The following is a 21,686-nucleotide window of genomic DNA, read 5'->3' on the forward strand; positions in this document are numbered from 1 at the left end:
ACACGATGCGCCCCGCCCTCGCCGCTCTCCTGCTGCTCGCCCCGCTCGCCGCCTGCTCGACCGTCACCGAAGCGGTGAAGGGCCCGGAACTGGCTCCCGTCGGCTATCCGGCCCAACTGGCCCCTATGACCCAGCAATACGCCGCCCAGCCCCAGGCCGCCTCGGCCAACTCGCTGTGGCGCACGGGCGCGCGCACCTTCTTCAACGACCAGCGCGCCAGCAAGGTCGGCGACATCGTGACCGTCAACATCGACATCGACGACAGCGCCAACACCAAGAACCAGACCTCGTCCTCGCGCACCTCCGGCAGCTCGCTGGGCGTGCCGAACTTCCTGGGCCTGGAATCGAGCCTCGGAAAGATTCTGCCGGGCGGCTACGACCCGGCCAACATGGTCAACACCAAGTCGACCAACTCCAACGCCGGCGCCGGCGCGGTGAACCGCTCAGAAAAGATCAGCCTGACCATCGCCGCCGTCGTCTCGGGCGTGCTGCCCAACGGCAACCTGGTGATCCAGGGCACCCAGGAGGTGCGCACCAACGCCGAGCTGCGCCAACTGACCGTGGCCGGCATCGTGCGCCCCGAGGACATCTCCTCGGCCAACACCATCAAGCACACCCAGATCGCCGAAGCCCGCATCAGCTACGGCGGCCGCGGCGACATCAGCCGCGTCCAGAAGACCCCGGGCGGCCAGGCGCTGGTCGAGAAATTCTCGCCGTTCTAAGGACTTGGGCCCAGCCCGCCCCACCCGGCTCTTGGGCGGACTCCTTGATCGGGCGGACGTGCGGGGCCAGATTACCCTGCGTCACAACGTTCGCCCGGACTCGTCGGGCCTGATTCCGGAGCCGACCTCATGAACAAGCGCGCACGCGCCCTTTCCGCCCTGGTCGGCGCCGCCCTGCTGGCGACCGCCCTGCCCGTCGTCGCCAGCGCCCAGCCTTTCAGCGGCCCCATGGGCGTGACCGGGCGTTGGGCGATCGACCTGCCGCGCTCGAAGTTCAACACCGCCCTGACCGGCCCCGCGCCGCTCAGCGGCGAGCTGGACGTCACCATCGACGACGGCAAGAACCTGGCCTGGACCCTGGTGGAGGTGGACGAGGCCGGCGTCGCGGCCCTGCAGTTCGCTCACGCCGTGCTCGACGGCCCGACCACCCAGGCCGTGGTCAATCTGAACCTCGTGACCATCAGCGTGCAGCGCGTCGGCCAGGCGGCGGTGACGGTGACCACCCACGGCGACAAGGGCTCGCGCCATCAATCGATGAAGGTCACCCGCACCGATCCCGACACCCTGCTGGTCGAGCAGGACATCGACGGCAAGGACGGCCCGCCGGACCAGACGCTGATTTTGGTTCGGGTGAAGTAGCCGCCTAGCGGTAGCTAAGCGTCCAGCCCACCGTCAGCGGTCCCGACAGGGCCTGCTCCCCGCCCGCGCATTCGGTCAGGCTCTGGAACGCGCCGGTCGGCGTGCGGTAGGCCTTTTCTTCCGCCAGCGAACGCGAGCTGCAGCTCAGCCCCGTCACCTTGAAGCTCCGGACGTCGCCCTGGCCGTAGGTCGTGGCGCCGCCCTTGGTGCTGGGCGCGGCCGAGAACGCGGCGAAGGACAGGTCCACGGCCTTGATCCGCTGGCCGCCCTTGGGCGTGAACACGTCCGTGCGGCTGATTTTGCCCGGCTCCAGGATGTAGGTGGTCTTGACGCTGAACCGGTCGTCGGCGATCGGCGCGCTGGTTCCCAACTTGTCCAGTTGGGTCTGTTCGTACGTGACGACGGTCCGCGCGCCCTGCTCGGTCACCTTGACGTTGCGGGCGTAGGCCAGCGGGGTCAGGCGCGAGCCGTCGGCCAGGGTCAGGCGTGGCAACAGCTGCGGGAACTCGCCGTCGGCCACGCCGGCCAACATGCCGGGCGAGAACGGGATCGGGTAGTAGGGCGTATTCTCGTGCTGGCTCTTGCCGCCGTTGATGATCGGCAGGCCGATGACCCGGCCTCTATCGCGCAGCGTCACCACCAGCCGGTCGTGTTCACCGCGCGCGAACCAGGTGACCCGGCGCTTGGGCAGGGTGTCGAGCCAGGCGGCGTAGCCGGCGTCCGGCGCCTTGTCCTTGAAGCCCAGCTCGTTCCAGATCGCGCTGGTGTAGATGTGCTGGCGCGCCAGGCTGAGGTTTTCGCCCAGGATCCGGTGCTTGCCGCGATACTCGTCGGTGCGCCGGCCGTGCTCCCACAGGTTCACCGAACCCATCTTGGGGTCGAACCAGAAGTCCATGTAGCGGGCGGTGACGCGTGACGAGAAGGCGTAGGCCATCGTCTTTTCCTGGGGCGTCAGCACGTCCAGCTTGGCCGCCGCGGTCAGCACCTCCAGGAACGCCGTCTCGCCGTAGGTCCCGATGCTGCGGCCGTATTCGAAGCCCTCGCCCCGCATGTTCAGGCGCGGCAGCATCAGGTCGACCGACTTGCGCAGCCAGCCCTTGACCTCGGGCGTCGCGGGCATGTCGGCCTCGATCAGGCGGTGGCTGATCTCGCCGATCAGCAGCACGCTGTAGCGGTCGAACCGCCCTTCCCCGTCGGTCTCGTCGGCGAAGCCGTATTCGCCCGAATATTTGCGATAGTGGTCCAGCGTGCGTTCCAGCAGGGCCTCGCTGGCCGAGGCGTCCTCCCAGCCCAGTTGGTAGCGCAGCCGCGCCACGCTGAAGGCCACGCCGTAGTAGTTGTTGGGCAGATCGATCAGGGTCAGGTCGTCGGTGCGGACGAACTTGCGCCAGTCCAGCTTGGCCTTCAGCTTGGCCAGGGTTTCCGGCGACACCGCCTGCTCCAGCAGGCCGGCCTCCTGCAGCATGTGCAGGGCCTGGATGTAGTAATAGATGCCCCAGGTGTTGTTGGTGTCGTCCACCGTCATGTCGGCGATCTGGCGATAGCCGGCCAGGTAGGTGGCGAACTTCGGATCGTCACGTGGCGTGTCGATCAGCAGATAGGCCAGGCCGATCGCCACCTTGCCGGGCAAGAACTTGTCGTCGGCGTCGAACACCCGGACGCCGTCCAGCGTCATGTCGCGCTTCTCGACCATCAGCTTGTCGAGCAGCACGGCCATCTGCGGCAGCAGGCGCGTCTCKACCGTGCGGCTCATCGGCGCGACCGTCGCATAGGCCTGGCCGCGCCCGCCCGGATCGGCGGCCGTGGCGGAGGGCCTGGCGGCCAGGGCCGGCGACGCGACCGCGCCCAGGGCGGCGGTCAGCAACAGGCGCTTGCGCATGGACTTGAACGACATGGTTTCCCCGCCCTCGTCAGCCCTTGGCGGAGACGATTTCTTATGTGGCCAGGCCATCTGCTACCGGTGTCACCGATATTGTCAAGCCAATTGGCTCGCATAAGGAGTTTAGGTCAGACCAATTATCAAGGAATTGGAAACCTAGAAATCCGACCTCCGCGCCGCCGCGAGACGGCGCGGAAAGGCTTCACCAGTTGTACATGGTCCCGTCCTCCAGCCGGTTCACCGGCAGGTAGGCGCGCTTGTACGGATATTGCTCGGCCAGGGTCTCGTCGATGTCGACGCCCAGGCCCGGCTGCTCGCCCGGATGCAGCATGCCGTCCTTGAAGCTGTAGGCGTGCGGGAACACCGCGTCGGTCTCGGGCGTGTGGCGCATGTATTCCTGCAGCCCGAAGTTCGGGATCGACATGTCGAAGTGCAGGGCCGCGGCCATGGTCACCGGCGACAGGTCGGTGGCGCCGTGACAGCCGGTGCGCACGTGGTGCAGGTCGCAGAAGGCGGCGATCTTGCGCAGGTTGGTGATGCCGCCGGCGTGCAGGACCGTGGCCCGCAGATAGTCGATCAGCTGTTCCTGGATCAGGATGTTGGCGTCCCAGACGTGGCTGAAGATCTCGCCCACGGCCAGCGGGGTGGTGGTGTGCTGGCGGATCAGGCGGAAGCCGGCCTGGTTCTCGGCGGGCACCGCGTCCTCCAGCCAGAACAGGCGATAGGGCTCCAGATCCTTGCCCAGTCGGCCCGCCTCGATCGGCGTCAGGCGGTGATGGACGTCGTGCAGCAGGTGGACGTCGTCGCCCAGCGCCTCGCGCGCGGCCTCGAACAGCTTGGGGGCGTGCTTGAGGTACCGGGCCGTCGACCAGACGTTCTCGGTGGGCAGGTTCCCGTCGGCCGGCTCGTAGAACATCTTGTCGCCCGACACGCCGTAGGTGCTGGCCAGGCCGGGCACGCCGGTCTGCAGGCGGATGGCCTTGTAGCCCAGGCCCTTGTACTTCACCGCCTCGGCGATGGTGTCCTCGATGGTCTCGCCGTTGGCGTGGCCATAGACGGTGACGCCCTCGCGGCAGGCGCCGCCCAGCAGCTGGTACAGCGGCAGGCCGGCCACCTTGGCCTTGATGTCCCACAGCGCCATGTCCACCGCCGCCAGGGCGGTCATGCCCACCGGGCCGCCGCGCCAGTACGAGCCGCGATAGAAGAACTGCCAGATGTCCTCGATGCGATGGGCGTCGCGGCCGATCAGGCAGGGGATCATGTGGTCGCGAAGATAGCTGATCACCGCCAGCTCGCGCCCGTTCAGCGTCGCGTCGCCGACGCCGGTGACGCCGTCCGAGGTGGTGATCTTCAAGGTGACGAAGTTGCGTCCCGGGCAGGTGACGATAACCTTGGCGTCGATAATCTTGAGCATGGAGTGTTGGTCTACCTGGGTCGCTTAAGTGGCCTGACCAATCCATAGACAACATATTACAATTGCGCCAGAGCGACGTGGCGTCTTTCGCGACCATGCTCTAGGCTGCCGTCGGCCCGGCGATGCGCGCTGGGCGGGAAAGTCGCATGACCACGTCGACCGCAGAAACTCGTAAGCTCTACCAGCAGGTCGCCAACGCGATCGCCGAATCGATCCGCGAAGGCTCCTACCACCCCGGACATCGCCTGCCCTCGGAGCGGGACCTCGCCGAAGAATACAAGGTCAGCCGCCCCACGGTGCGCGAGGCGATGATCGCCTTGGAGATCCGCGGGCTGGTCGAGGCCCGCCACGGTTCGGGCGTCTATGTCACCGAGGCCCCCGCCCCCGAGGTTCCCGCTCCCGAGTTGGACATCGGCGCCTTCGAGCTGACCGAGGCCCGCCGCCTGATCGAGGGCGAGTCCTGCGCCCTGGCCGCCACCACCATCACCGACCAGGAACTGATCGACCTGGAAAAGATCCTCGACGACATGGTCGCGGAGAACGAACACGACGTGCGCGGCGACCTGGCCGACCGCCGGTTCCATGTCACCATCGCCCGCGCCACCCGCAACGCCGCCCTGGTCTCGGTGATCGAGAACCTGTGGGACCTGCGCTACAAGTCGCCGCTGTGCCGGGCGATGCTGGAACGCGGCCGCCAGGTGGGCGTGCGCCCGCTGATCGACGACCACCAGGAAATCCTCAGCGCCCTGAAGGCCCGCGACCCCAAGGAAGCCCGCAACGCCATGCGCGAGCACCTGGGCCGGGTGATCGACAACCTGCTGACCGCCACCGAGATCGACGCCATGCAGCAGGCCCGCAGCGAAGTCGCCGCCCGCCGCAACGAGCTGGCCCGCCGCTCGCTGATCTAGCGATTCAAGAGCTGTAGGATGGGCGGCTGGAGGGAAGGCTCCAGCCGCCCGTCGCCGGCCGGCCCCGGGAGGAGGATGCGATGAAGGACAAGTTCATCGCGTAGGCCGACGAGGTTCGTCGAAGCCAGAATAGCTCAGCCGTGGCCCGATGCAAGACAATTGGCCTGACCATTAATCGTACAAGAACGTTATTTGGCCAGACCGATCTGGCCGGCTCGGCGGAAACGCCGTCTATTGACTTGACCAGCGGCCAAACCGACTTAGCACTGGCCGGCGACGTGGCGGCATAGGTCACGCGCTTCGGGGAAGAACAACGCCATGCGCGCCAGCCTGATCATCGCCCTGTCCGCCCTGTCGTTGTCCGCCCTGGCCCTGAGCTCCGGCGTCGCCACGGCCGCCCCCGCCCAGCCCAAGCCCGCGGCGGCGCGGACGGCGATGGCGACCCAGGCCGCGACGCTGGGCCGCGAGGTGGCCGCCTGGCAACTGAGCCACATGGACAATTTCGACTACACCCACGGCCACCGGGCCACGCCCGATCCGCGCGGCTGGGTGCAGGGCGCGCTGTTCGTCGGCCTGACGGCCTTCGCCGAGCGCACCGGCGATCCCGCCCTAGTCCAGGCGGTTCGCGACCACGGCGTCCAGCAAGGCTGGGGCCTGGGCCGGCGGCCGCTGCACGCCGACGACCACGTGATCGGCCAGGCCTGGCTGTGGGCCTATGGCCGCGACCACGACAAGGCCCAGATCGCCCCGCTGCAAGCGCGCTTCGACGCCATCCTGGCCGATCCGCCCAAGACCGACCTGACCTTCATCGACGGGACCGAGGACCAGCCCTGCCAGGCCCGCTGGTGCTGGAGCGACGCCCTGTTCATGGCCCCCGCCGCCTGGACCGGCCTGTCCCAGGCCACCGGCGATCCCCGCTACGCCGCCTACGGCGACCAGGAGTTCTGGGCCGCCACCGACTGGCTGCTCGACAAGCAGGAAGGCCTCTACTACCGCGACAGCCGCTATTTCGACCGCCGCGACGACAAGGGCCGCAAGATATTCTGGAGCCGCGGCAACGGCTGGGCCTATGCCGGGATCGTCGACGTCCTGAAGACCCTGCCCGCCGACCATCCCTCGCGCCCGCGCTACGAGGCGCTGTTCCGGCGGATGTCGGACCGGCTGGTGACCCTGCAGAAGCCCGACGGCTACTGGCCCCCTTCCCTGCTGGCGCCCAAGAACACCCCGCCCGAGACCAGCGGCACCGGCTTCTTCGTCTACGGCCTGGCCTATGGCCTGAACCACGGGCTGCTGAAGGGGCCGAAGTACGAGACCGCCATGACCAAGGGCTGGAACGCCCTGGCCGTCGCCGTCCAGCCCGACGGCAAGCTGGGCTGGGTGCAGCAGATCGGCTACGCCCCCGACCATGTCGAGGCGGACAACACCCAGCTGTACGGGGTCGGCGCCTTCCTTCTCGCGGCGTCGGAAGTCGGCCGGTAGAACCGAAGCGCCCGCCGCTTCGTTGAGACCGCATCGCTTTAGAGGTAGGGCATGGCCGAGACCGTCAACATCGTCTGCCCGCACTGCGACGCCACCAACCGCCTGCCGGCCGAGCGCGACGCCAAGGCGGCCAAATGCGGCCGCTGCGGGCAGCCATTGTTCACTGGCCAGCCCGTCGACCTGACCACCGCCCGCTTCCGCAAGCACGTGGCCAACAGCCAGATCCCGATCGTCGCGGACTTCTGGGCGGCCTGGTGCGGCCCCTGCAAGGCCATCGCCCCGATCTTCGCCAGGTCGACCGCCGAACTGGAGCCGCGCGCCCGGTTCGTGAAGGTCGACGTCGACGCCGAACCCGCCCTGGCCCAGACCTATGGCGTGCGCGGCATCCCGGCCCTGTTCCTGTTCAAGGACGGCAAGGTCGCCGCGAACCAGGCCGGCCTGCCCGATCCAGGCTTCTTCCGCCGCTGGCTGGACGAGCACGCTCCGGCCTAGGATGGTCAAGCTGGACCCCCGGGGCGGCATTTCGCGTTTAGCCTGAAGGCGATCGAGGTAGGGAGGCCGACGATGCCCAAAGCTCACCATGCCCTGTTGGCCCTGGGGCCCGCCGCCCTGCTGCTGTCGGCCTGCGGCGCCGGACCGGCCTTGCCGCCCGAGCAAGGCTACGGCCCCAACCCCGTCCTGCCCGCCGCCAAGAAGCAGACGATCCCGGTGATGAAGATCGCCCCGGCGGTTCGCTGGGCCGACGGCCAGACCCCGGACGCCGCGCCCGGCTTCGTCGCCACCGCCCTGGTCCGGGGCCTGGACCATCCGCGCTGGCTGTACGTGCTGCCCAACGGCGACGTGCTGATCGCCGAGACCAACGCCCCGCCCAAGCCGGACGACAGCAAGGGGATCAAGGGCTGGTTCGAGAAGCAGATCATGGGCCGGGCCGGGGCCACCGTGCCCTCGGCCAATCGCATCACCCTGGTGCGCGACGCCGACAACGACGGGACGCTGGAGGTGCGCACCACCTTCCTGTCGGGCCTGAACTCACCGTTCGGCATGGCCCTGGTGGGCGACACCTTCTATGTCGCCGACAGCGACGCCCTGTTGGCCTTCTCGTATCAGCCCGGCCAGACCCGGATCACCGCCGCGCCGCGCAAGGTGGCCGACCTGCCCGCCGGGCCGATCAACCATCACTGGACCAAGAACGTCATCGCCAGCCCGGACGGCTCGAAGCTGTACGTGACCGTCGGCTCCAACAGCAATGTGGGCGAGAACGGCATGGCCGCCGAGGAGCGCCGCGCCGCGATCCTCCAGATAGATCCCGCCACCGGCGCCAGCCGCGTCTTCGCCTCGGGCCTGCGCAACCCCAACGGCATGGACTGGCAGCCCGCCAGCGGCGCCCTGTGGACCAGCGTCAACGAACGCGACGAGATCGGCAACGACCTGGTCCCCGACTACATGACCTCGGTCAGGGACGGCGGCTTCTACGGCTGGCCCTACAGCTACTACGGCCAGACGGTGGACGCCCGGGTGAAGCCGCAACGGCCCGACCTGGTGGCCAAGGCGATCAAGCCGGACTACGCCCTGGGCGCCCATACCGCCTCGCTGGGCCTGACCTTCTACAAGGCCGACGCCTTCCCGGCCCGCTATCGGGGCGGCGCCTTCATCGGCCAGCACGGCTCGTGGAACCGCAAGCCGGTCAACGGCTATCGCGTGGCGTTCGTGCCGTTCTCGGGCGGTATGCCGTCCGGCCCGGCCGAACCGTTCCTGACCGGCTTCCTCGACCCCAAGGGCCAGGCCCTGGGCCGTCCGGTCGGGGTGGCGGTCGACAAGTTCGGCGCCCTGCTGGTTGCCGACGACGTCGGCAACGCCGTGTGGCGGGTGGCGGCCAACGCGCCAGCGCCGGTTCCGAAGGCTGCGCCCGCTCCCGCGCCTTAGGCCGGCAAGGCCTCGTCGGTCCCCACTTCGCGCGGCGGGGCGTTGAAGACCGCCTCGTCCAGTATGCCTTCGCGCTTGGCGACGATGGTCGGCACCAGGGCCTGGCCGGCGACGTTCACCGCCGTGCGGCCCATGTCGAGGATGGGGTCGATGGCCAGCAGCAGGCCCACGCCTTCCAGCGGCAGGCCCAGGGTCGACAGGGTCAGGGTCAGCATGACCACCGCCCCGGTCAGTCCCGCCGTCGCCGCCGAGCCCAGCACCGAGACGAAGACGATCAGGCCGTAGTCGGTCAGCTGCAGCGGCAGGTGATAGAACTGGGCGATGAAGATCGCCGCCACGGCCGGATAGATCGCCGCGCAGCCGTCCATCTTGGTGGTCGCGCCCAGCGGCACGGCGAAGGCGGCGTAGGCGCGCGGCACGCCCAGGCGGGTCTCGGTCAGGGCCTCGGTCACCGGCAGGGTCCCGATCGACGAGCGCGAGACGAAGCCCAGCTGGATGGCCGGCCAGGCGCCGGCGAAGAACCGCAGCGGGTTCAGGCCGTTCAGCGCCAGGATGGCCGGATAGACCACGAACAGCACCAAGCCGAGGCCGATATAGATCGCGCCCGCGAAGGCGCCCAGCTGGCCCAGGGTGGTCCAGCCGTACTGGGCCACGGCGTTGCCCAGCAGGCCGATGGTGCCGATCGGCGTCAGGCGGATCACCCACCACAGCACCTTGCGCACCACGGCCAGGGCCGAGGCGTTGAAGGCCAGGAAACCCTCGCCGACCGGCCCGACCTTGATCGCCGCCACGCCCGCCACCAGGGCCAGGACCAGGATCTGCAGCACGTTGAACGAGGTGGTGGTCGTGGCCGCGCCCTCGACGATCTTGGTCGAGGCCTGCAGGCCCAGGATGTTGGACGGGACCAGGCCGGTCAGGAAGTCGAGCCACGAGCCGGTCGTGCGCGGGGCGTGGGCGGCGGCCAGATCGACCACCGCATGCTCGCCTGGACGGAGCAGCAGGCCCAGGGCGATGCCGATGGCCACGGCGATCAGGGCGGTGATCGCGAACCACAGCAGGGTGCGCCAGACCAGCCGGGCGGCGTTCTGCAGCTCGCGCAGATTGGCGATGCTGGCGACGATGGCGGTGAACACCAGCGGCGGCACCAGGACCCGCAGCAGCTGGACGAAGATCGCCCCGACCTGATGCAGGGTCTCGGCCAGGCCGTAGCCGGGCTGTCCCTCGGCCGGCCCCAGCGACCGGGCCAGCAGGCCCAGCCCCAGGCCCACGATCATGGCGACCAGCACCTGGACGCCGAAGCTTCCGATGAACCGGCCCTTGGGCTTGGCGGCCGAAGACGGAGAAGTCTGGGTCTGAGCCATCTGATCCTCTCGAAGACCCGGTCCGGGCCCTCCAGCATAACGTGACAAGGCCCGCGAAGATCACGCCGCGCGGGCCTTCTTGCCCATGGTTCTGACGCCTTCGGGTGGAAACGCCCAACCAGAATTCATCGACGCGGGTTCAATGCATCTGGATCGACCCGATCGCGCAAGACGGCGCCCGGCGTCGGCGTGTCACATGGTCAACGACTGGGCGCCGGCTCTAAAAAGGATGCGGTCGCAGCTTCCAGTACCCAGGGATTTCCCATGAGCCTGTCCTTCCTCATCGGCGCCGTCATCGGCTCCGGCGCCTTCATCCTGCTGGGCCGCGCGCCGGCGCAGAAGCTTGTCGAGGCCGTGCAGGCCCGCATCGGCAAGCCGCGCTGATCGCGATCGGAAGCAACGCGCGAACTGTCCAAAAGTCTTCGCGGCGCTTTCCCGCCTGAACACGCACGCGTGTCGGAACGAAAGTCTTGGCGACGCCTTTAATTCCCATCGGCGCGCGGTTCGCACGCCTTTTGATGCCAAGGAGGCGTACATGTCTATTCTTGCGTGGATCGTGCTCGGCCTCGTGGCCGGCTTCATCGCCAGCAAACTTGTCAGCCGTACGGGCGGCAGCCTGGTGGTGGACCTGGTGCTCGGGATCGTCGGCGCCGTGGTGGGCGGGTTCCTGTTCAATCAGTTCGGTTCCGCCGGCGTCACCGGCCTGAACCTCTACAGCCTGCTGGTCGCCGTGATCGGCGCGGTCGTCGTCCTGGCGATCTACCACGCCTTCACCGGTCGCCGAGCGCTCTAAAGCTCAAGCCGACCGAAACAGAAACAGCGCCTTCGGCCTAGCCGGAGGCGCTTTTTCATGTCCGCTTTCCCCGAAGGCCAACGCGTCAGAGCGCCACGGCCTGCTGCAGCATCTTCAGCGCGACGCGCAGGCATTCGATCCGGAACGGGCCGCGACCGATATCGCCCAGCCGGACCTGGCGATGGTGGGTATAGCCGCCGCGCCGCGCGCAGGCGAAATGGACGAGGCCGCCGGGCCTCTCCGGATCGCCGACATCCTCGGCCCAGCCGGTGATCGACACCGCCACATCGGCGTTCGACCGCTTGATCGCGCCGTCGGCCATGGCGATGGCCGTCGGCTGGGAAACCGCCCCGCCGTGCGCCAGGAACGACGACGGCACGTCCAGGAGCTCGATCTTGGCGGCGTCGGTGTAGACCACGAAGGCGCGGTCGAAGGCGTGCGAACATCCCGGCATGTCCGTGAGCAGGGACGCCAGCAGGCCGCCGGTGCAGCTCTCCGCCGTGGCTAGGGTCAGTTCGCGCGAACAGGCGGCCTCAAGGACCGCCCGCGTCAGTTCATCGATGTCCGACGGCAACATCGGATCAAGCGCCTCAGCCATGGGCCCTCCGGAAGAGAGAGGAAGGCCCGGAGGCCTTCCTCACAACATCAGTTCGGCTGTTTGCCGCCCATTTCGGCCATCAGCTCGTCCTTGCGAGCCTTCATGCGTTCGCCCATGGCTTCGAGATCCTCGTCGCCCTTCTTGGCCTGGGCGAAGATGCCGCCGGGCTGCTCCTCTTCCTTGACGTGATGCTTGATGTATTCGCCCAGCACCTTGACCTTGGCGTCGTAATATTCGTCGCTCGGCTTCATCGCCTCGATCTCGGCGATCAGCTTCTTGGCGCCGTCGTGCTCGACATAGGCCTCGTCCAGCATGTCGTCTTCGACCTCGCCGCGTTCCTCCGGATAGAAGATTTCCTCCTCGATCCGGGTATGGACCTTGAGGGCCAGGGCGATCTTGTTGAACAGGGCCAGCTTTTCGGCGTCGGCCTCCAGCTGTTCGTACTCGTCGAACCAGCCTTCGACCTCGCGGTGATCCTTCTTGAGCAGCGTGATCGCCAGCGGGTCGCGACGGCCGGTGCGGCGGGTGCGGCGGGGCTTGGCGGTCTTGGCCTTGGCCTTGGCGGAGGTGGCCTTGGTCGATGAGCTCTTGGCGGCGGTCGCCATGGTGTCTCTCCCTGAATGCTTGGTCGCCGAAGTCGGCGGATCACAAACACTTCAATTCAGGGGTCGTTCCCGATCCGGGATCTGCACCGACAAGTATTACAAAGCGTGTCGACTTCTCGACAAACAGTATTCGCGAATCCCTCGCAGCAAGGCGACCTCGCGACATGAAAAAGCCCGGGCGCGAAACGCCCGGGCTTTCCCGTCTCGGCTTGGAGGCGAGGCCTAGTGGCCGCCGGCCACCGCGTCTTCCTGGATCTGGTGGACCTTCGCGCCCCTGGCCGCGAACGCGAACCACAGGACGTAGAGGTAGCAGACCAGCGGCACGATGAAGGCCAGCGAGCGGGCCCCGATCGGGAAGTTGTGGATGAACTGGTCGACCGTGAAGCCGTACAGGATCGAGATGAACCCGCCGCCGCAGATGGCCATGCACATCAGGCCCGAGGTCGCCGAGGCCGGGGCCGACGAGCGTTCCAGGGTGATCGTGAAGATGGTCGGGAACATGATCGAGTTGAACAGGCCGATCAGGATCGCCGCGACGCCCGGGATGAAGCCCATGGTCAGCGGGGCGATGTAGTCGCCCGGCAGGTGGACGCTGCCGGCCAGCGGCGTGGCGGGCATGTGGTAGGTGGCGATGACCAGGGTGCAGAGACCCGCGGCGCAGGCTCCCACGAAGGCGAGCATCGTCGTGGCCTTGACGTAGCGCAGCAGCACCGAGCCGCCGAACCGGCCGAACATCGCGAACAGCATGAAGATCGGACCGACATAGCCGGCGACCTGCGAGGGCAGGTTCATGATCTGCTTCTGCTCGAGGAAGAAGATCATGCCCGAGATCACGCAGACCTCGGCGCCCACATAGAGGAAGATCCCCAGCGAGCCGAGATTGGCCCACTTGGACTGCAAGGCCTTGAACGGCGACTCGGCGTGCTCGGCCATCTTCGGCGCGTGGTGGGTGATGGTGTTGCGCACCATGAACACCGCCAGGGTGAACACCGCCAGGACCACCGCGATCAGCAGGTAGACGTTGGTCACGAAGCCAAGGCCCATGACCTTCATGCTCTCGGTGACCACCACGTCCTTTTCGAACAGCGGGCCTTGCAGCAGGAACTTCGCGCCGAAGATGCCGCCGACATAGGCGCCCATCGAGTTGAAGGCCTGGGACAGGTTCAGGCGGAAGTGCGAGTTCTTGGCCTCGCCCATCGAGGCGATCAGCGGGTTGGCCGCCACCTGCAGCAGGGTGATGCCCGAAGCGGCCACGAACAGACCCAGCAGCACGGTGATGAAGTTGTGCGAGAAGGTCGTCGACCAGGCTATCAGACAGCCGGCGACGATGCCGGTCAGGCCCAGCACGATCGACTTGGCGTAGCCGTTCTTGGCCAGATAGGCCGCCGAGGGGATCGACATGATCCCGTAGGCGATGAAGAACGCGAACTGGTTCAGCTGCGTCTCGAAGTCCGTCAGCGTGTAGATGACCTTCATGCTCTTCACGAGCGGGTCGATCAGATTGGTGACGAACGCCCAGATGAAGAAGAGCGCCGTGACGTAGACGACGGCCAGGATCAGGCCGCCTCCTCCCGACTTGCCCTCTCCAGACTTGGGGGCCGCTCCGTTCGTCGGAGCCTGCGCCGCACCCATACCTGCCATGTTGTTTACTCCCCTGTCCGACGTTGCGGGACGCGACATCCACCCCAACGGTGACAACGTTGTCAAGCGTCGAGGGCGAAAACCGCCCGCTCTGAGATCCCGTCGAGACACCTATGGGAACCGATCACCCGATTCGACGGTTAGTCGGAAAACTCCGACAAATCCCCGTCGATGGGAAGACCGTGATGTCGATGATCGCAATTCTGCTGATGTCGGGCCTGGTGACCGTGATCGCCGTGATCGGTCTGGCCGACGCGTTCACGCACCTGCTGTGCTGGTCCGCGCGCTCGCTCAGGGAGCCGGAAGCGATGCGCGCCGCCAGCCCCTCCGCCGACGCCGCGCGCCGGGAACGCTTCGTCGCTTAAGCCGCCTTGCGGCTCGGGCTGGGAGCCGTCGGAACGTCCCACACGTCGTGAGCGGCTTCGCCCGCCAGGATGTTCTCGGCGGTCAGCAAGCCGCTGAGCGTGGCATGGTCGCGCTCGCCGTCGCGGTGCAGGCCGTTGCGGCCGGCCAGGTGCAGGCTGGGGAACTGCATCTTCAGGTCCAGGCGGATCATCGCCCGGTGCTCGGCGCAATCCTCGTCCTCGATCGGCAGCACCTTGCGCTGGCGCACGACGCGGGCGTCGCTGACGGCGGTCGGGTCCATCAGGCCCATGACCGCGGCCTCGCGCCAGGCCAGGGCCACCAGGTCGGCGTCGCTGGCCGACCACAGGCCGTCGCCCTCGAAGCAGAAATAGTCCAGGCCCAGGCAGCTGGCCGCCTCGCCTTCCGGCGCCATGGCCGGCGACCAGGCGCGATAGTTCTGCACCCGGCCGACCTGCAGGTCGGTGTCGTGGACGTCGATCGCGGTCTCGCGCAGCGGCTTGCGCGTGCGGCCCACCAGGGCGACCGTGATCTGGTCGCGGTACATCAACTCTCCGGCGTGGAACAGGCTGATCGGCGTCGGACGCAACATGCTCATCAGCTCGCGCAGCGGCGCGGTCGAGACCACGTGGTCGGCGGTGCGGACCTCATGGGCGCCGTCCTCGCGCAGGATCGTCACGGTCCACAGCTTGGCGGCGGCGTCGAACTTCAGGGTCTCCACGCGGCGGCCCAGCGCGACTTCACCCCCGAGCGTCGCGATCCTGTCGGCGCAGGCCCGCCATACCGCGCCGGCTCCTTCGCGCGGATAGCGCAGGCTGGCCGTGGGCTTGGCGGCGTTGGCGCGGCCGGCGGGCATCTGGTCGCTGATCAGGCCCGACACCTTCTCGGCGAAGGGCCGGAACAGCATGGTCGACAAGCGCTCGCCGACCCGGTTGCGGATCTCGTCGGCGAAGGTCCGGGGCGTCTTGATCGGGCGCATCTTGGCCAGGCCGAACGAGGCCAGGCAGGCCGCGGCGCCGCGCAGCCCCAGATGAGCCAGGGTCTCCAGGGTCTTCAGCGGATAGGCGTAGAACCGCTCGCGGTGATAGATCCGCGCCGTGCGCGGTTGCTCGACGAAGCCGTCGGGCAGCAGTTCGGACCACAGCGCCAGCACGCTGGGCGAGGCCGAGGCGTAGGCCCCGCCGTTCAGGTCGATCTTGAAGCCGTTGTGGTCGATCGTGCGGCTCGAGCCGCCGACCTGGCCGGGGTCCATCTCCAGCACGGCGACGTCGCGCCCCGCCTTGGCCAGGACATAGGCGGCGGTCAGGCCGGCGGGCCCGGCCCCGATCACCAAGGTTTCGACGTGCTGCCCCATGACGCGATCATCCCCGTTCGAGGATCACCCTGGCGCAATAAGGTTAAGGCCAGCCCGCCGGACGTGGTGAACCGGCCCTAAACTTGAGCGTGGGACGCTATGCCGCGCCCGCTTCGCCTAGGCCAGCTGGTCGCCGATCGGCAGGCTTCGGATACGCTTGCCGGTCGCCGCGAAGATCGCGTTGACCAGGGCGGCCGGGGCCGGCGGCAGGGCCGGTTCGCCCAGGCCGGTCGGCGGGTTGTCGCTGGTGACGAAGCGCACCTCGACATCCGGCGCGTCGGCCAGGCGCAGCATCGGGAAGTCGCCGAAATTGCTCTGGGACACCGCGCCGTTCTCGATGGTGATCGCCTGGCCCAGGCTGCTGCCGATCCCGTCCAGGACCGAGCCCTGCACCTGCTGCTCGGCGCCGTTCGGATTGACGATCTGCCGGCCGACGTCGACCGCCGCCCAGGCCTTGCGGACCTCGACCTGGCCGTCGGCCACGGCGACCTCGACGACCACCGCCACATAGCCGCGGTGGCTGTAGTGGCAGGCCACGCCCAGGCCGACGCCCTTGGCGGTCTTGCGGCCCCAGCCGGACGCCTCGGCGGCCTTGTCGAGCACGGCGCGCATGCGGCCGGTGTGGAAGCTGTCGCCCTTGCCCGGCTCGCCGATCAGCCGGGGCTCGCCCAGCAGCTTGCGGCGGAACGCCACCGGATCCGCGCCGGCCGCGTGGGCGACTTCGTCGGTGAAGCCCTGCAGCACGAAGCCATAGGCGTTGTTGCCCGGGGCCCGCAGCCAGCCGGTCGGCACGCCAAGCGGCATGACCGAGACGTCCAAGGCGTAGTTCTCGACCGCGCCGAACGGAAACTGGGTGGCGTTCATGCCGGCGGCCCGGGCGAACTTCTGCCCCTCGCCGAAGGTCACGAAGTGGTTGCGCCAGGCGGTCAGCCCGCCCTGGGCGTCCAGCCCCGCCGTCAGCCGGTGGAAGCCGGCGGGGCGGTAGAAGTCGTGCTGGATGTCGTCCTCGCGGGTCCACAGCAGCTTGACCGGCGCCCCGACCGTCTTGGAGATCCACGCCGCCTCGACCATGAAGTCGTTCATCAGCCGCCGGCCGAAGCCGCCGCCGCTGCGGGTGAAGTGGATGGTGATGTCCTCGGGCTTGATCCCCAGGGTCTTGGCCACCAGCTCGCGGCCGTCCTCGGGGTTCTGGGCCGGGGCCCAGATCTCGACCTTGCCGTCCTTGAAGCTGGCCGTGCAGTTCTGCGGCTCCAGCGTGGCGTGGGCGTTGAACGGATAGCTGTAGTCGGCCTTGACGACCTTGGCCGCGCCCTTCAGGGCGGTGTCGACGTCGCCGACCGTCTTGACGTTCCGGTGCGGCGGCTGGCCGTGCAGCTCGGCGGCCTTGGCGATGAAGCCGGCGCTGCTCTGGGCGCTGGTCGGGTGGTCGGCCCAGGTGACCTCCAGCGCGTTGCGGCCCTTGCGCGCCGCCCACCAGGTGTCGGCGACCACGACCACGCCGGCCAGCAGGCCTTCCAGCTCGGCCCCGCCGTCGACCACGAAGGCGTGGCGCACGCCCTTGACCGCCTTGGCCGGCGCCAGGTCGACCTTGGCCACCTTGGCGGCGAACACCGGGGCCTTGAGGAAGGTGGCGTACAGCATGCCCGGCACGCGCACGTCGATACCGTACAGCGGCTTGCCCACGACGATGTCCGGGGTGTCCGACTGCGGCTGGGACTTGCCGATGATCCGGTAGGTCTTGGGGTCCTTCAGCGTCAGGGTCTTGGGGTCGGGCGCGGTCAGGCCGGCGGCGGCCTGGGCCAGTTCGCCGTACGACGCCCGACGCTTGCCGGCCTTGTCGACCACGAAGCCCGGTTCGGTGGCCAGGCCGGCGGCGGGGACGCTCCAGCGCTGGGCGGCGGCCTGGATCAGCAGGGCCCGGCCCACGGCGCCGACCTGGCGCATCGGCTCCCAGTCGTCGGGCGTGGAGGTGCTGCCGCCGGCCGACTGCTCGCCGAACACCTTGGCGTCGACCGGGGACTGCTCGATGCGGACGGCCGACCAGTCGACGTCCAGCTCCTCGGCGATAAGCATCGGCATCGAGGTCTTGATCCCCTGCCCAATCTCCGGCCGCTTGGCGGCGATGGTCACCATGCCGTCGGGCGCGATGCGGACAAAGGCGTTGAAAGGGTTGGTGCCCGCCCCCTGCGCCTGGACCAGGCCCGGCAGGCTGAACGACAGCAGCAGGCCGCCGCCGGCCGCCGCGCCGGTCTTGAGGAACAGGCGACGGGACGGGTTCTCGAGGATCGCGGTCATGCTCACGCCTCCACCTGGCCCGACGCGGCCTTGATGGCCTTGCGGATGCGGATGTAGGTGGCGCAGCGGCAGAGGTTGCCGTTCATCGCCGCGTCGATCTCGTCGTCGGTGGGCTTGGGCGCGGCGGCCAGCAGGGCGGTGGCCGACATGATCTGGCCGGCCTGGCAGTAACCGCACTGCGGCACGTCGACGGCCTTCCAGGCCTCCTGGACCTTGGCCCCGACCGGGCTAACGCCGACGCCCTCGATGGTGGTCACCGACTTGGAGCCCACCCGGGCCAGCGAGGTGACGCACGAGCGCATGGCCACGCCGTCGATGTGCACGGTGCAGGCCCCGCACTGGGCCACGCCGCAGCCGTACTTGGTTCCGACCAGGCCCAGGACGTCGCGCAGCACCCACAGCAGGGGCGTATCGGGTTCGGCGTCCACGGTGTGGACCTGGCCGTTGACCTTGAGGCTTGCCGACATCTCGCTGCTCCCGAACCGACGCCGCGCCAGAGTGCCAAAGGCTTGGGGCCGCGACCAGAGGGCGCGCACCTACAAAAGCTGTCATAAAACCGTCACGTAGGACTTGAACGCGGCCGGCTTCCGTGGTTCCGCTCCGCCGCGCCGGGCGTTCTTCCGTACAAGGACGTCCGCGAAACTCTCCACGCTTCGAAATAGAGGATGAAGCGACCATGCTGGGCTTGTTCCGGGCTGTCATGCCCAAGGAAGACCGCTTCTTCGATCTGTTCGCGCAGCACGCCGCCACCTTGGTCGCCGGGGCCAAGGCCTTGCAGGACCTGATGGAAGGCGGCGACGGCGTCGAGGCCGCCAGCGCCCGCGTCTACCAGCACGAGGAAGAGGCCGACGAGATCACCCGCCAGGTGATGGGCGCGGTCCGCCGCAGCTTCATCACCCCGTTCGACCGCAGCGACATCCAGGATCTGACCACCTCGCTGGACGACGCCATCGACCAGATGCGCAAGACCGCCAAGGTCGTCAGCCTGTTCGAGGTCAAGACCTTCGAGCCGCAGATGCGCGAGATGGCCAAGATCATCGTCCAGGCCGCCGAACTGACGGTCCAGGCCGTGGCCCTGCTGCCCGACATGCGCAAGAACGCCCAGCGCCTGACCGAGCTGGCCGTCCGCGTGACCCAGATCGAGGAGCAGGCCGACCAGATGTACGACCAGGGCCGCAAGGCGCTGTTCATGGCGCATCGCGGCGGCGACCCGATGACCTTCATCGTCGGGGTCGACATCTACAGCCACCTGGAAAAGGTGGTCGACCGCTTCGAGGACGTCGCCAACCGCATCAGCGGCATCGTGGTCGAGCAGGTCTAGTGGACCCCACCTTCCTCATCCTGGTGGTTCTGATCATCGTCGCCCTGGGCTTCGACTTCCTGAACGGCCTGCACGACGCGGCCAATTCGATCGCCACCATCGTCTCGACGCGCGTGCTGTCGGCAAAGTGGGCGGTGCTGTGGGCGGCGTTCTTCAACTTCATCGCCTTCGCGGTGTTCGGCACCAGCGTGGCCAAGATGGTCGGCTCCGGGATCATCGATCCGCACGTGATCACCGACCGGCTGATCTTCGGCGCCCTGATGGGCGCGATCAGTTGGAACCTGATCACCTGGTGGGCCGGCATCCCCTCGTCCAGCTCGCACGCGCTGATCGGCGGCCTGGTCGGGGCCTCGGTCGCCAAGGTCGGCGGCCTGGGCGCGGTGCAGTGGGCTGGCCTGGGCAAGACCGCCGCGGCGATCGTGGTCTCGCCGACCCTGGGCTTCCTGCTGGCCCTGCTGCTGGTGCTGATCGTCTCCTGGACGTTCCTGAAGAGCTCGCCGTTCTTCGCCGACCGGATCTTCCGCAAGGCCCAGTTCGTCTCGGCCGCCCTCTACTCGCTGGGCCATGGCGGCAACGACGCCCAGAAGACCATGGGCATCATCGCCGCCCTGCTGTTCGCGCACGGCATCAGCGACCAGCCGGGACACATCCCGTTCTGGGTGGTGATCTCGTGCCAGACCGCCATGGCGCTGGGCACGTTGTTCGGCGGCTGGCGGATCGTCCACACCATGGGCAGCAAGATCACCCGCCTGACGCCCATGCAGGGCTTCTGCGCTGAAACCGGCGGAGCCATCACGTTGTTCTTCTTTACGCATCTGGGCGTTCCGGTCTCGACGACTCACACGATCACAGGCGCTATTGTCGGAGTCGGCGCTTCGCGTCGGGTTTCGGCCGTCCGGTGGGGCGTGGCCAAGAGCATCGTGACCGCCTGGATCGTCACCCTGCCCGCGGCCGGCCTGGTCGCGGCGGCGTTCTACTATCTCGGATTCTGGATGAAGTGACGGATACGGCGGGCGGCAAGCAGGGGGGCAAGTCTGGACAGCGGCGACGTCAGGTCGCCGCCCTGCCCTGGCGCTCGACCGCCGACTCCGCCGATCTCCAGATCCTGCTGGTCTCGTCCCGCGAAACGCGCCGCTGGGTGATCCCCAAGGGCTGGCAGATGAAGGGCAAGCTGGATCACCAGGCCGCCGCCCAGGAGGCTTACGAGGAAGCCGGGCTCGACGGGCGCATCGTCGAGCGCCCGATCGGCGACTATCCCTATCTGAAGCGCCTGAAGAGCGGCGCCGCGCGTCCCGTGACGGTCGACGTCTATCCGCTGGAAGTCACCGGCGAGCACGCCACCTGGCCGGAAAAGGGCCAGCGCACCCTGCAGTGGATGTCGCCGGTCGAGGCGGCGCTGGCGGTGCAGGAGCCGGAGCTGCGCGAGCTGATCGCGCGTTTCGCCAACGTCGAACTGCCCGCCGAGGAACGCCCGGCCCCCACCCAGGCCCCGACCCCGGTGCGCGTGGCCCTGACGCGCCTGCGGCGGCGGATCACCGTGATGTGGGGCCGCCGGCGCCGCTGGCTCTGACCCCAAGCCGGGGAACAAACTGGGGATAACTCGACAAGCCACTTCGCATTCACTATGTTCTCGTTACGTTCCGAACGAGAATCGCCATGCAGCTGTCCCTCGACCTGTCGACCTCGCCGCTCGAAGCCATGCGCGACGGGCTGCTCAAGACCTTTGGCCCGCAGCGGCCGACCAAGCGGCTGGATCCTGTGTCGCAACTGGTCAAGTCGTCGATCAGCGGCCGGACCAAGGACGCCGTCTCCTGGGCCGTCTACCACCGCCTGAAGGAGCGTTTCGCCGCCTGGGAGGACTTGGCCGAAGCACCCGACGCCGAGGTCCAGGAACTGATCAAGGACGTCACCTTCCCCGAGGAGAAGGCCCGTCACCTGCCGCACGCCCTGCGACTGATCCAGGTGCGCAGCGGCTGGAAGCTGTCGCTGGACCACCTGGCCGAGCTGGAGCTGGACAGCGCCCGTTGGTGGCTGCAGGGCCTGCCCGGCGTCGGGGTCAAGGTCGCCGCCTCGGTGCTGAACTTCAGCCCCCTGAACATGCGGGCCCTGGTGGTCGACACCCACGTCCACCGCGTCGCGGTCCGCCTGGGCCTGATCCCCGCCAGCTACGACACCGCGCACGCCTATCGCGCCCTCATGGACATGGTCCCCGACAGCTGGACGGCCGAGGACCTCTACGAGCTGCACTGGCTGATGAAGGGCCTGGGCCAATTGCTGTGCTCGCACCACGCACCGAGGTGCGGGGCCTGCGCGCTGAAGGGAACGTGTCCCCGGGTGGGCGTGGAGCGCAGCGCGGATATTTTGGCCTGGCGGCCGCGGAACTGAACCACC

Annotated in this window: 21 protein-coding genes; 12 read left to right on the plus strand and 9 right to left on the minus strand. The window is 68.2% G+C overall.

Going from position 1 to position 21,686, the window contains the following annotated elements; translation table 11 throughout:
• Positions 1–5: 5 nt before the first annotated feature.
• Positions 6–722 (plus strand): flagellar basal body L-ring protein FlgH, encoded by a 717-nt coding sequence (gene flgH / locus AC1DMQ_RS11390; protein ID WP_477033673.1) that lies wholly within the window; start codon positions 6–8, stop codon positions 720–722.
• A gap of 129 nt (positions 723–851) precedes the next feature.
• Positions 852–1,361: a hypothetical protein gene (locus AC1DMQ_RS11395; RefSeq protein WP_477033674.1), complete on the plus strand. Its 510-nt coding sequence runs from the start codon at positions 852–854 to the stop codon at positions 1,359–1,361.
• A gap of 4 nt (positions 1,362–1,365) precedes the next feature.
• Here AC1DMQ_RS11395 and AC1DMQ_RS11400 read toward each other — a convergent pair whose 3' ends face one another.
• Complete coding sequence (locus tag AC1DMQ_RS11400) at positions 1,366–3,255, minus strand: hypothetical protein (protein ID WP_477033675.1); 1,890 nt, start codon at positions 3,253–3,255, stop codon at positions 1,366–1,368.
• A gap of 187 nt (positions 3,256–3,442) precedes the next feature.
• Complete coding sequence (gene manD, locus AC1DMQ_RS11405) at positions 3,443–4,654, minus strand: D-mannonate dehydratase ManD (protein ID WP_477033676.1); 1,212 nt, start codon at positions 4,652–4,654, stop codon at positions 3,443–3,445.
• A 146-nt stretch (positions 4,655–4,800) separates the two neighbouring features.
• Here manD and AC1DMQ_RS11410 point away from each other — a divergent pair, with 146 nt between their 5' ends.
• The 4 genes from AC1DMQ_RS11410 (at position 4,801) to AC1DMQ_RS11425 (ending at position 8,964) form a co-directional block, all read left to right on the plus strand.
• The gene (locus tag AC1DMQ_RS11410) at positions 4,801–5,562 is read left to right on the plus strand and encodes a FadR/GntR family transcriptional regulator (RefSeq protein ID WP_477033677.1); all 762 of its coding nucleotides are present in this window, start codon (positions 4,801–4,803) and stop codon (positions 5,560–5,562) included.
• Positions 5,563–5,880: 318 nt separating this feature from the next.
• Complete coding sequence (locus AC1DMQ_RS11415; RefSeq protein WP_477033678.1) at positions 5,881–7,041, plus strand: glycoside hydrolase family 88/105 protein; 1,161 nt, start codon at positions 5,881–5,883, stop codon at positions 7,039–7,041.
• A gap of 51 nt (positions 7,042–7,092) precedes the next feature.
• Positions 7,093–7,533, plus strand: a complete 441-nt coding sequence (gene trxC / locus AC1DMQ_RS11420; protein WP_477033679.1) for a thioredoxin TrxC — start codon at positions 7,093–7,095, stop codon at positions 7,531–7,533.
• Between the two features lie 72 nt (positions 7,534–7,605).
• A complete protein-coding gene (locus AC1DMQ_RS11425) occupies positions 7,606–8,964 on the plus strand; it encodes a PQQ-dependent sugar dehydrogenase (RefSeq protein ID WP_477033680.1) in 1,359 nt (452 codons plus the stop codon).
• Here the strand turns inward: AC1DMQ_RS11425 and AC1DMQ_RS11430 are convergent.
• Positions 8,961–10,325, minus strand: a complete 1,365-nt coding sequence (locus AC1DMQ_RS11430) for a dicarboxylate/amino acid:cation symporter (RefSeq protein WP_477033681.1) — start codon at positions 10,323–10,325, stop codon at positions 8,961–8,963. The two genes, AC1DMQ_RS11425 and AC1DMQ_RS11430, sit on opposite strands and share 4 nt — an antisense overlap.
• A gap of 535 nt (positions 10,326–10,860) precedes the next feature.
• On the opposite strand from AC1DMQ_RS11430, the gene AC1DMQ_RS11435 reads away from it, so the two are divergent.
• Positions 10,861–11,118 (plus strand): GlsB/YeaQ/YmgE family stress response membrane protein, encoded by a 258-nt coding sequence (locus AC1DMQ_RS11435; protein WP_028040338.1) that lies wholly within the window; start codon positions 10,861–10,863, stop codon positions 11,116–11,118.
• Between the two features lie 85 nt (positions 11,119–11,203).
• On the opposite strand, the gene AC1DMQ_RS11440 is transcribed toward AC1DMQ_RS11435, so the two are convergent.
• The 3 genes from AC1DMQ_RS11440 to AC1DMQ_RS11450 all read right to left on the minus strand — a co-directional run bounded on the left by AC1DMQ_RS11440 (position 11,204) and on the right by AC1DMQ_RS11450 (position 13,962).
• On the minus strand, positions 11,204–11,716 hold the full coding sequence (locus tag AC1DMQ_RS11440; protein WP_477033682.1) for a CinA family protein: 513 nt from the start codon (positions 11,714–11,716) through the stop codon (positions 11,204–11,206).
• Positions 11,717–11,763: 47 nt separating this feature from the next.
• On the minus strand, positions 11,764–12,321 hold the full coding sequence (locus AC1DMQ_RS11445) for a hemerythrin domain-containing protein (RefSeq protein WP_477033683.1): 558 nt from the start codon (positions 12,319–12,321) through the stop codon (positions 11,764–11,766).
• A 222-nt stretch (positions 12,322–12,543) separates the two neighbouring features.
• A complete protein-coding gene (locus AC1DMQ_RS11450) occupies positions 12,544–13,962 on the minus strand; it encodes an MFS transporter (protein ID WP_477033684.1) in 1,419 nt (472 codons plus the stop codon).
• Positions 13,963–14,147: 185 nt separating this feature from the next.
• On the opposite strand from AC1DMQ_RS11450, the gene AC1DMQ_RS11455 reads away from it, so the two are divergent.
• Positions 14,148–14,327, plus strand: coding sequence for a hypothetical protein (locus AC1DMQ_RS11455; protein ID WP_477033685.1), 180 nt, complete (start codon positions 14,148–14,150; stop codon positions 14,325–14,327).
• Here AC1DMQ_RS11455 and AC1DMQ_RS11460 read toward each other — a convergent pair.
• The 3 genes from AC1DMQ_RS11460 to AC1DMQ_RS11470 all read right to left on the minus strand — a co-directional run bounded on the left by AC1DMQ_RS11460 (position 14,324) and on the right by AC1DMQ_RS11470 (position 18,441).
• Complete coding sequence (locus tag AC1DMQ_RS11460; RefSeq protein ID WP_477033686.1) at positions 14,324–15,679, minus strand: FAD-dependent oxidoreductase; 1,356 nt, start codon at positions 15,677–15,679, stop codon at positions 14,324–14,326. The two genes, AC1DMQ_RS11455 and AC1DMQ_RS11460, sit on opposite strands and share 4 nt — an antisense overlap.
• Positions 15,680–15,796: 117 nt before the next feature.
• A complete protein-coding gene (locus AC1DMQ_RS11465; RefSeq protein WP_477033687.1) occupies positions 15,797–17,974 on the minus strand; it encodes a xanthine dehydrogenase family protein molybdopterin-binding subunit in 2,178 nt (725 codons plus the stop codon).
• A 2-nt stretch (positions 17,975–17,976) separates the two neighbouring features.
• Complete coding sequence (locus tag AC1DMQ_RS11470) at positions 17,977–18,441, minus strand: (2Fe-2S)-binding protein (RefSeq protein WP_477033688.1); 465 nt, start codon at positions 18,439–18,441, stop codon at positions 17,977–17,979.
• 209 nt (positions 18,442–18,650) lie between these two features.
• Between AC1DMQ_RS11470 and AC1DMQ_RS11475 the strand changes: the two genes are divergently transcribed.
• The 4 genes from AC1DMQ_RS11475 to AC1DMQ_RS11490 all read left to right on the plus strand — a co-directional run bounded on the left by AC1DMQ_RS11475 (position 18,651) and on the right by AC1DMQ_RS11490 (position 21,680).
• Complete coding sequence (locus AC1DMQ_RS11475; RefSeq protein ID WP_477033689.1) at positions 18,651–19,295, plus strand: DUF47 domain-containing protein; 645 nt, start codon at positions 18,651–18,653, stop codon at positions 19,293–19,295.
• On the plus strand, positions 19,295–20,296 hold the full coding sequence (locus AC1DMQ_RS11480; protein ID WP_477033690.1) for an inorganic phosphate transporter: 1,002 nt from the start codon (positions 19,295–19,297) through the stop codon (positions 20,294–20,296). Before AC1DMQ_RS11475 ends, AC1DMQ_RS11480 begins: the two co-directional genes overlap by 1 nt.
• The gene (locus tag AC1DMQ_RS11485; RefSeq protein WP_477033691.1) at positions 20,293–20,865 is read left to right on the plus strand and encodes an NUDIX hydrolase; all 573 of its coding nucleotides are present in this window, start codon (positions 20,293–20,295) and stop codon (positions 20,863–20,865) included. Before AC1DMQ_RS11480 ends, AC1DMQ_RS11485 begins: the two co-directional genes overlap by 4 nt.
• An 86-nt stretch (positions 20,866–20,951) precedes the next feature.
• A complete protein-coding gene (locus tag AC1DMQ_RS11490) occupies positions 20,952–21,680 on the plus strand; it encodes an endonuclease III domain-containing protein (protein ID WP_477033692.1) in 729 nt (242 codons plus the stop codon).
• Positions 21,681–21,686: the final 6 nt, after the last annotated feature.

The organism is Caulobacter sp. 05L422 (genome assembly GCF_056397765.1).

Bases quoted from the DNA above. Each gene is read 5' to 3' on its own strand.
- AC1DMQ_RS11465 (WP_477033687.1), bottom strand. From the start codon at position 17,974: ATGACCGCGATCCTCGAGAACCCGTCCCGTCGCCTGTTCCTCAAGACC.
- AC1DMQ_RS11430 (WP_477033681.1), bottom strand. From the start codon at position 10,325: ATGGCTCAGACCCAGACTTCTCCGTCTTCGGCCGCCAAGCCCAAGGGC.
- AC1DMQ_RS11470 (WP_477033688.1), bottom strand. From the start codon at position 18,441: ATGTCGGCAAGCCTCAAGGTCAACGGCCAGGTCCACACCGTGGACGCC.
- AC1DMQ_RS11475 (WP_477033689.1), top strand. From the start codon at position 18,651: ATGCTGGGCTTGTTCCGGGCTGTCATGCCCAAGGAAGACCGCTTCTTC.
- AC1DMQ_RS11425 (WP_477033680.1), top strand. From the start codon at position 7,606: ATGCCCAAAGCTCACCATGCCCTGTTGGCCCTGGGGCCCGCCGCCCTG.
- trxC (WP_477033679.1), top strand. From the start codon at position 7,093: ATGGCCGAGACCGTCAACATCGTCTGCCCGCACTGCGACGCCACCAAC.
- AC1DMQ_RS11455 (WP_477033685.1), top strand. From the start codon at position 14,148: ATGTCGATGATCGCAATTCTGCTGATGTCGGGCCTGGTGACCGTGATC.
- AC1DMQ_RS11445 (WP_477033683.1), bottom strand. From the start codon at position 12,321: ATGGCGACCGCCGCCAAGAGCTCATCGACCAAGGCCACCTCCGCCAAG.
- AC1DMQ_RS11450 (WP_477033684.1), bottom strand. From the start codon at position 13,962: ATGGCAGGTATGGGTGCGGCGCAGGCTCCGACGAACGGAGCGGCCCCC.
- AC1DMQ_RS11460 (WP_477033686.1), bottom strand. From the start codon at position 15,679: ATGGGGCAGCACGTCGAAACCTTGGTGATCGGGGCCGGGCCCGCCGGC.
- manD (WP_477033676.1), bottom strand. From the start codon at position 4,654: ATGCTCAAGATTATCGACGCCAAGGTTATCGTCACCTGCCCGGGACGC.
- AC1DMQ_RS11440 (WP_477033682.1), bottom strand. From the start codon at position 11,716: ATGGCTGAGGCGCTTGATCCGATGTTGCCGTCGGACATCGATGAACTG.
- AC1DMQ_RS11395 (WP_477033674.1), top strand. From the start codon at position 852: ATGAACAAGCGCGCACGCGCCCTTTCCGCCCTGGTCGGCGCCGCCCTG.
- AC1DMQ_RS11410 (WP_477033677.1), top strand. From the start codon at position 4,801: ATGACCACGTCGACCGCAGAAACTCGTAAGCTCTACCAGCAGGTCGCC.
- AC1DMQ_RS11490 (WP_477033692.1), top strand. From the start codon at position 20,952: ATGCAGCTGTCCCTCGACCTGTCGACCTCGCCGCTCGAAGCCATGCGC.
- AC1DMQ_RS11435 (WP_028040338.1), top strand. From the start codon at position 10,861: ATGTCTATTCTTGCGTGGATCGTGCTCGGCCTCGTGGCCGGCTTCATC.
- AC1DMQ_RS11415 (WP_477033678.1), top strand. From the start codon at position 5,881: ATGCGCGCCAGCCTGATCATCGCCCTGTCCGCCCTGTCGTTGTCCGCC.
- flgH (WP_477033673.1), top strand. From the start codon at position 6: ATGCGCCCCGCCCTCGCCGCTCTCCTGCTGCTCGCCCCGCTCGCCGCC.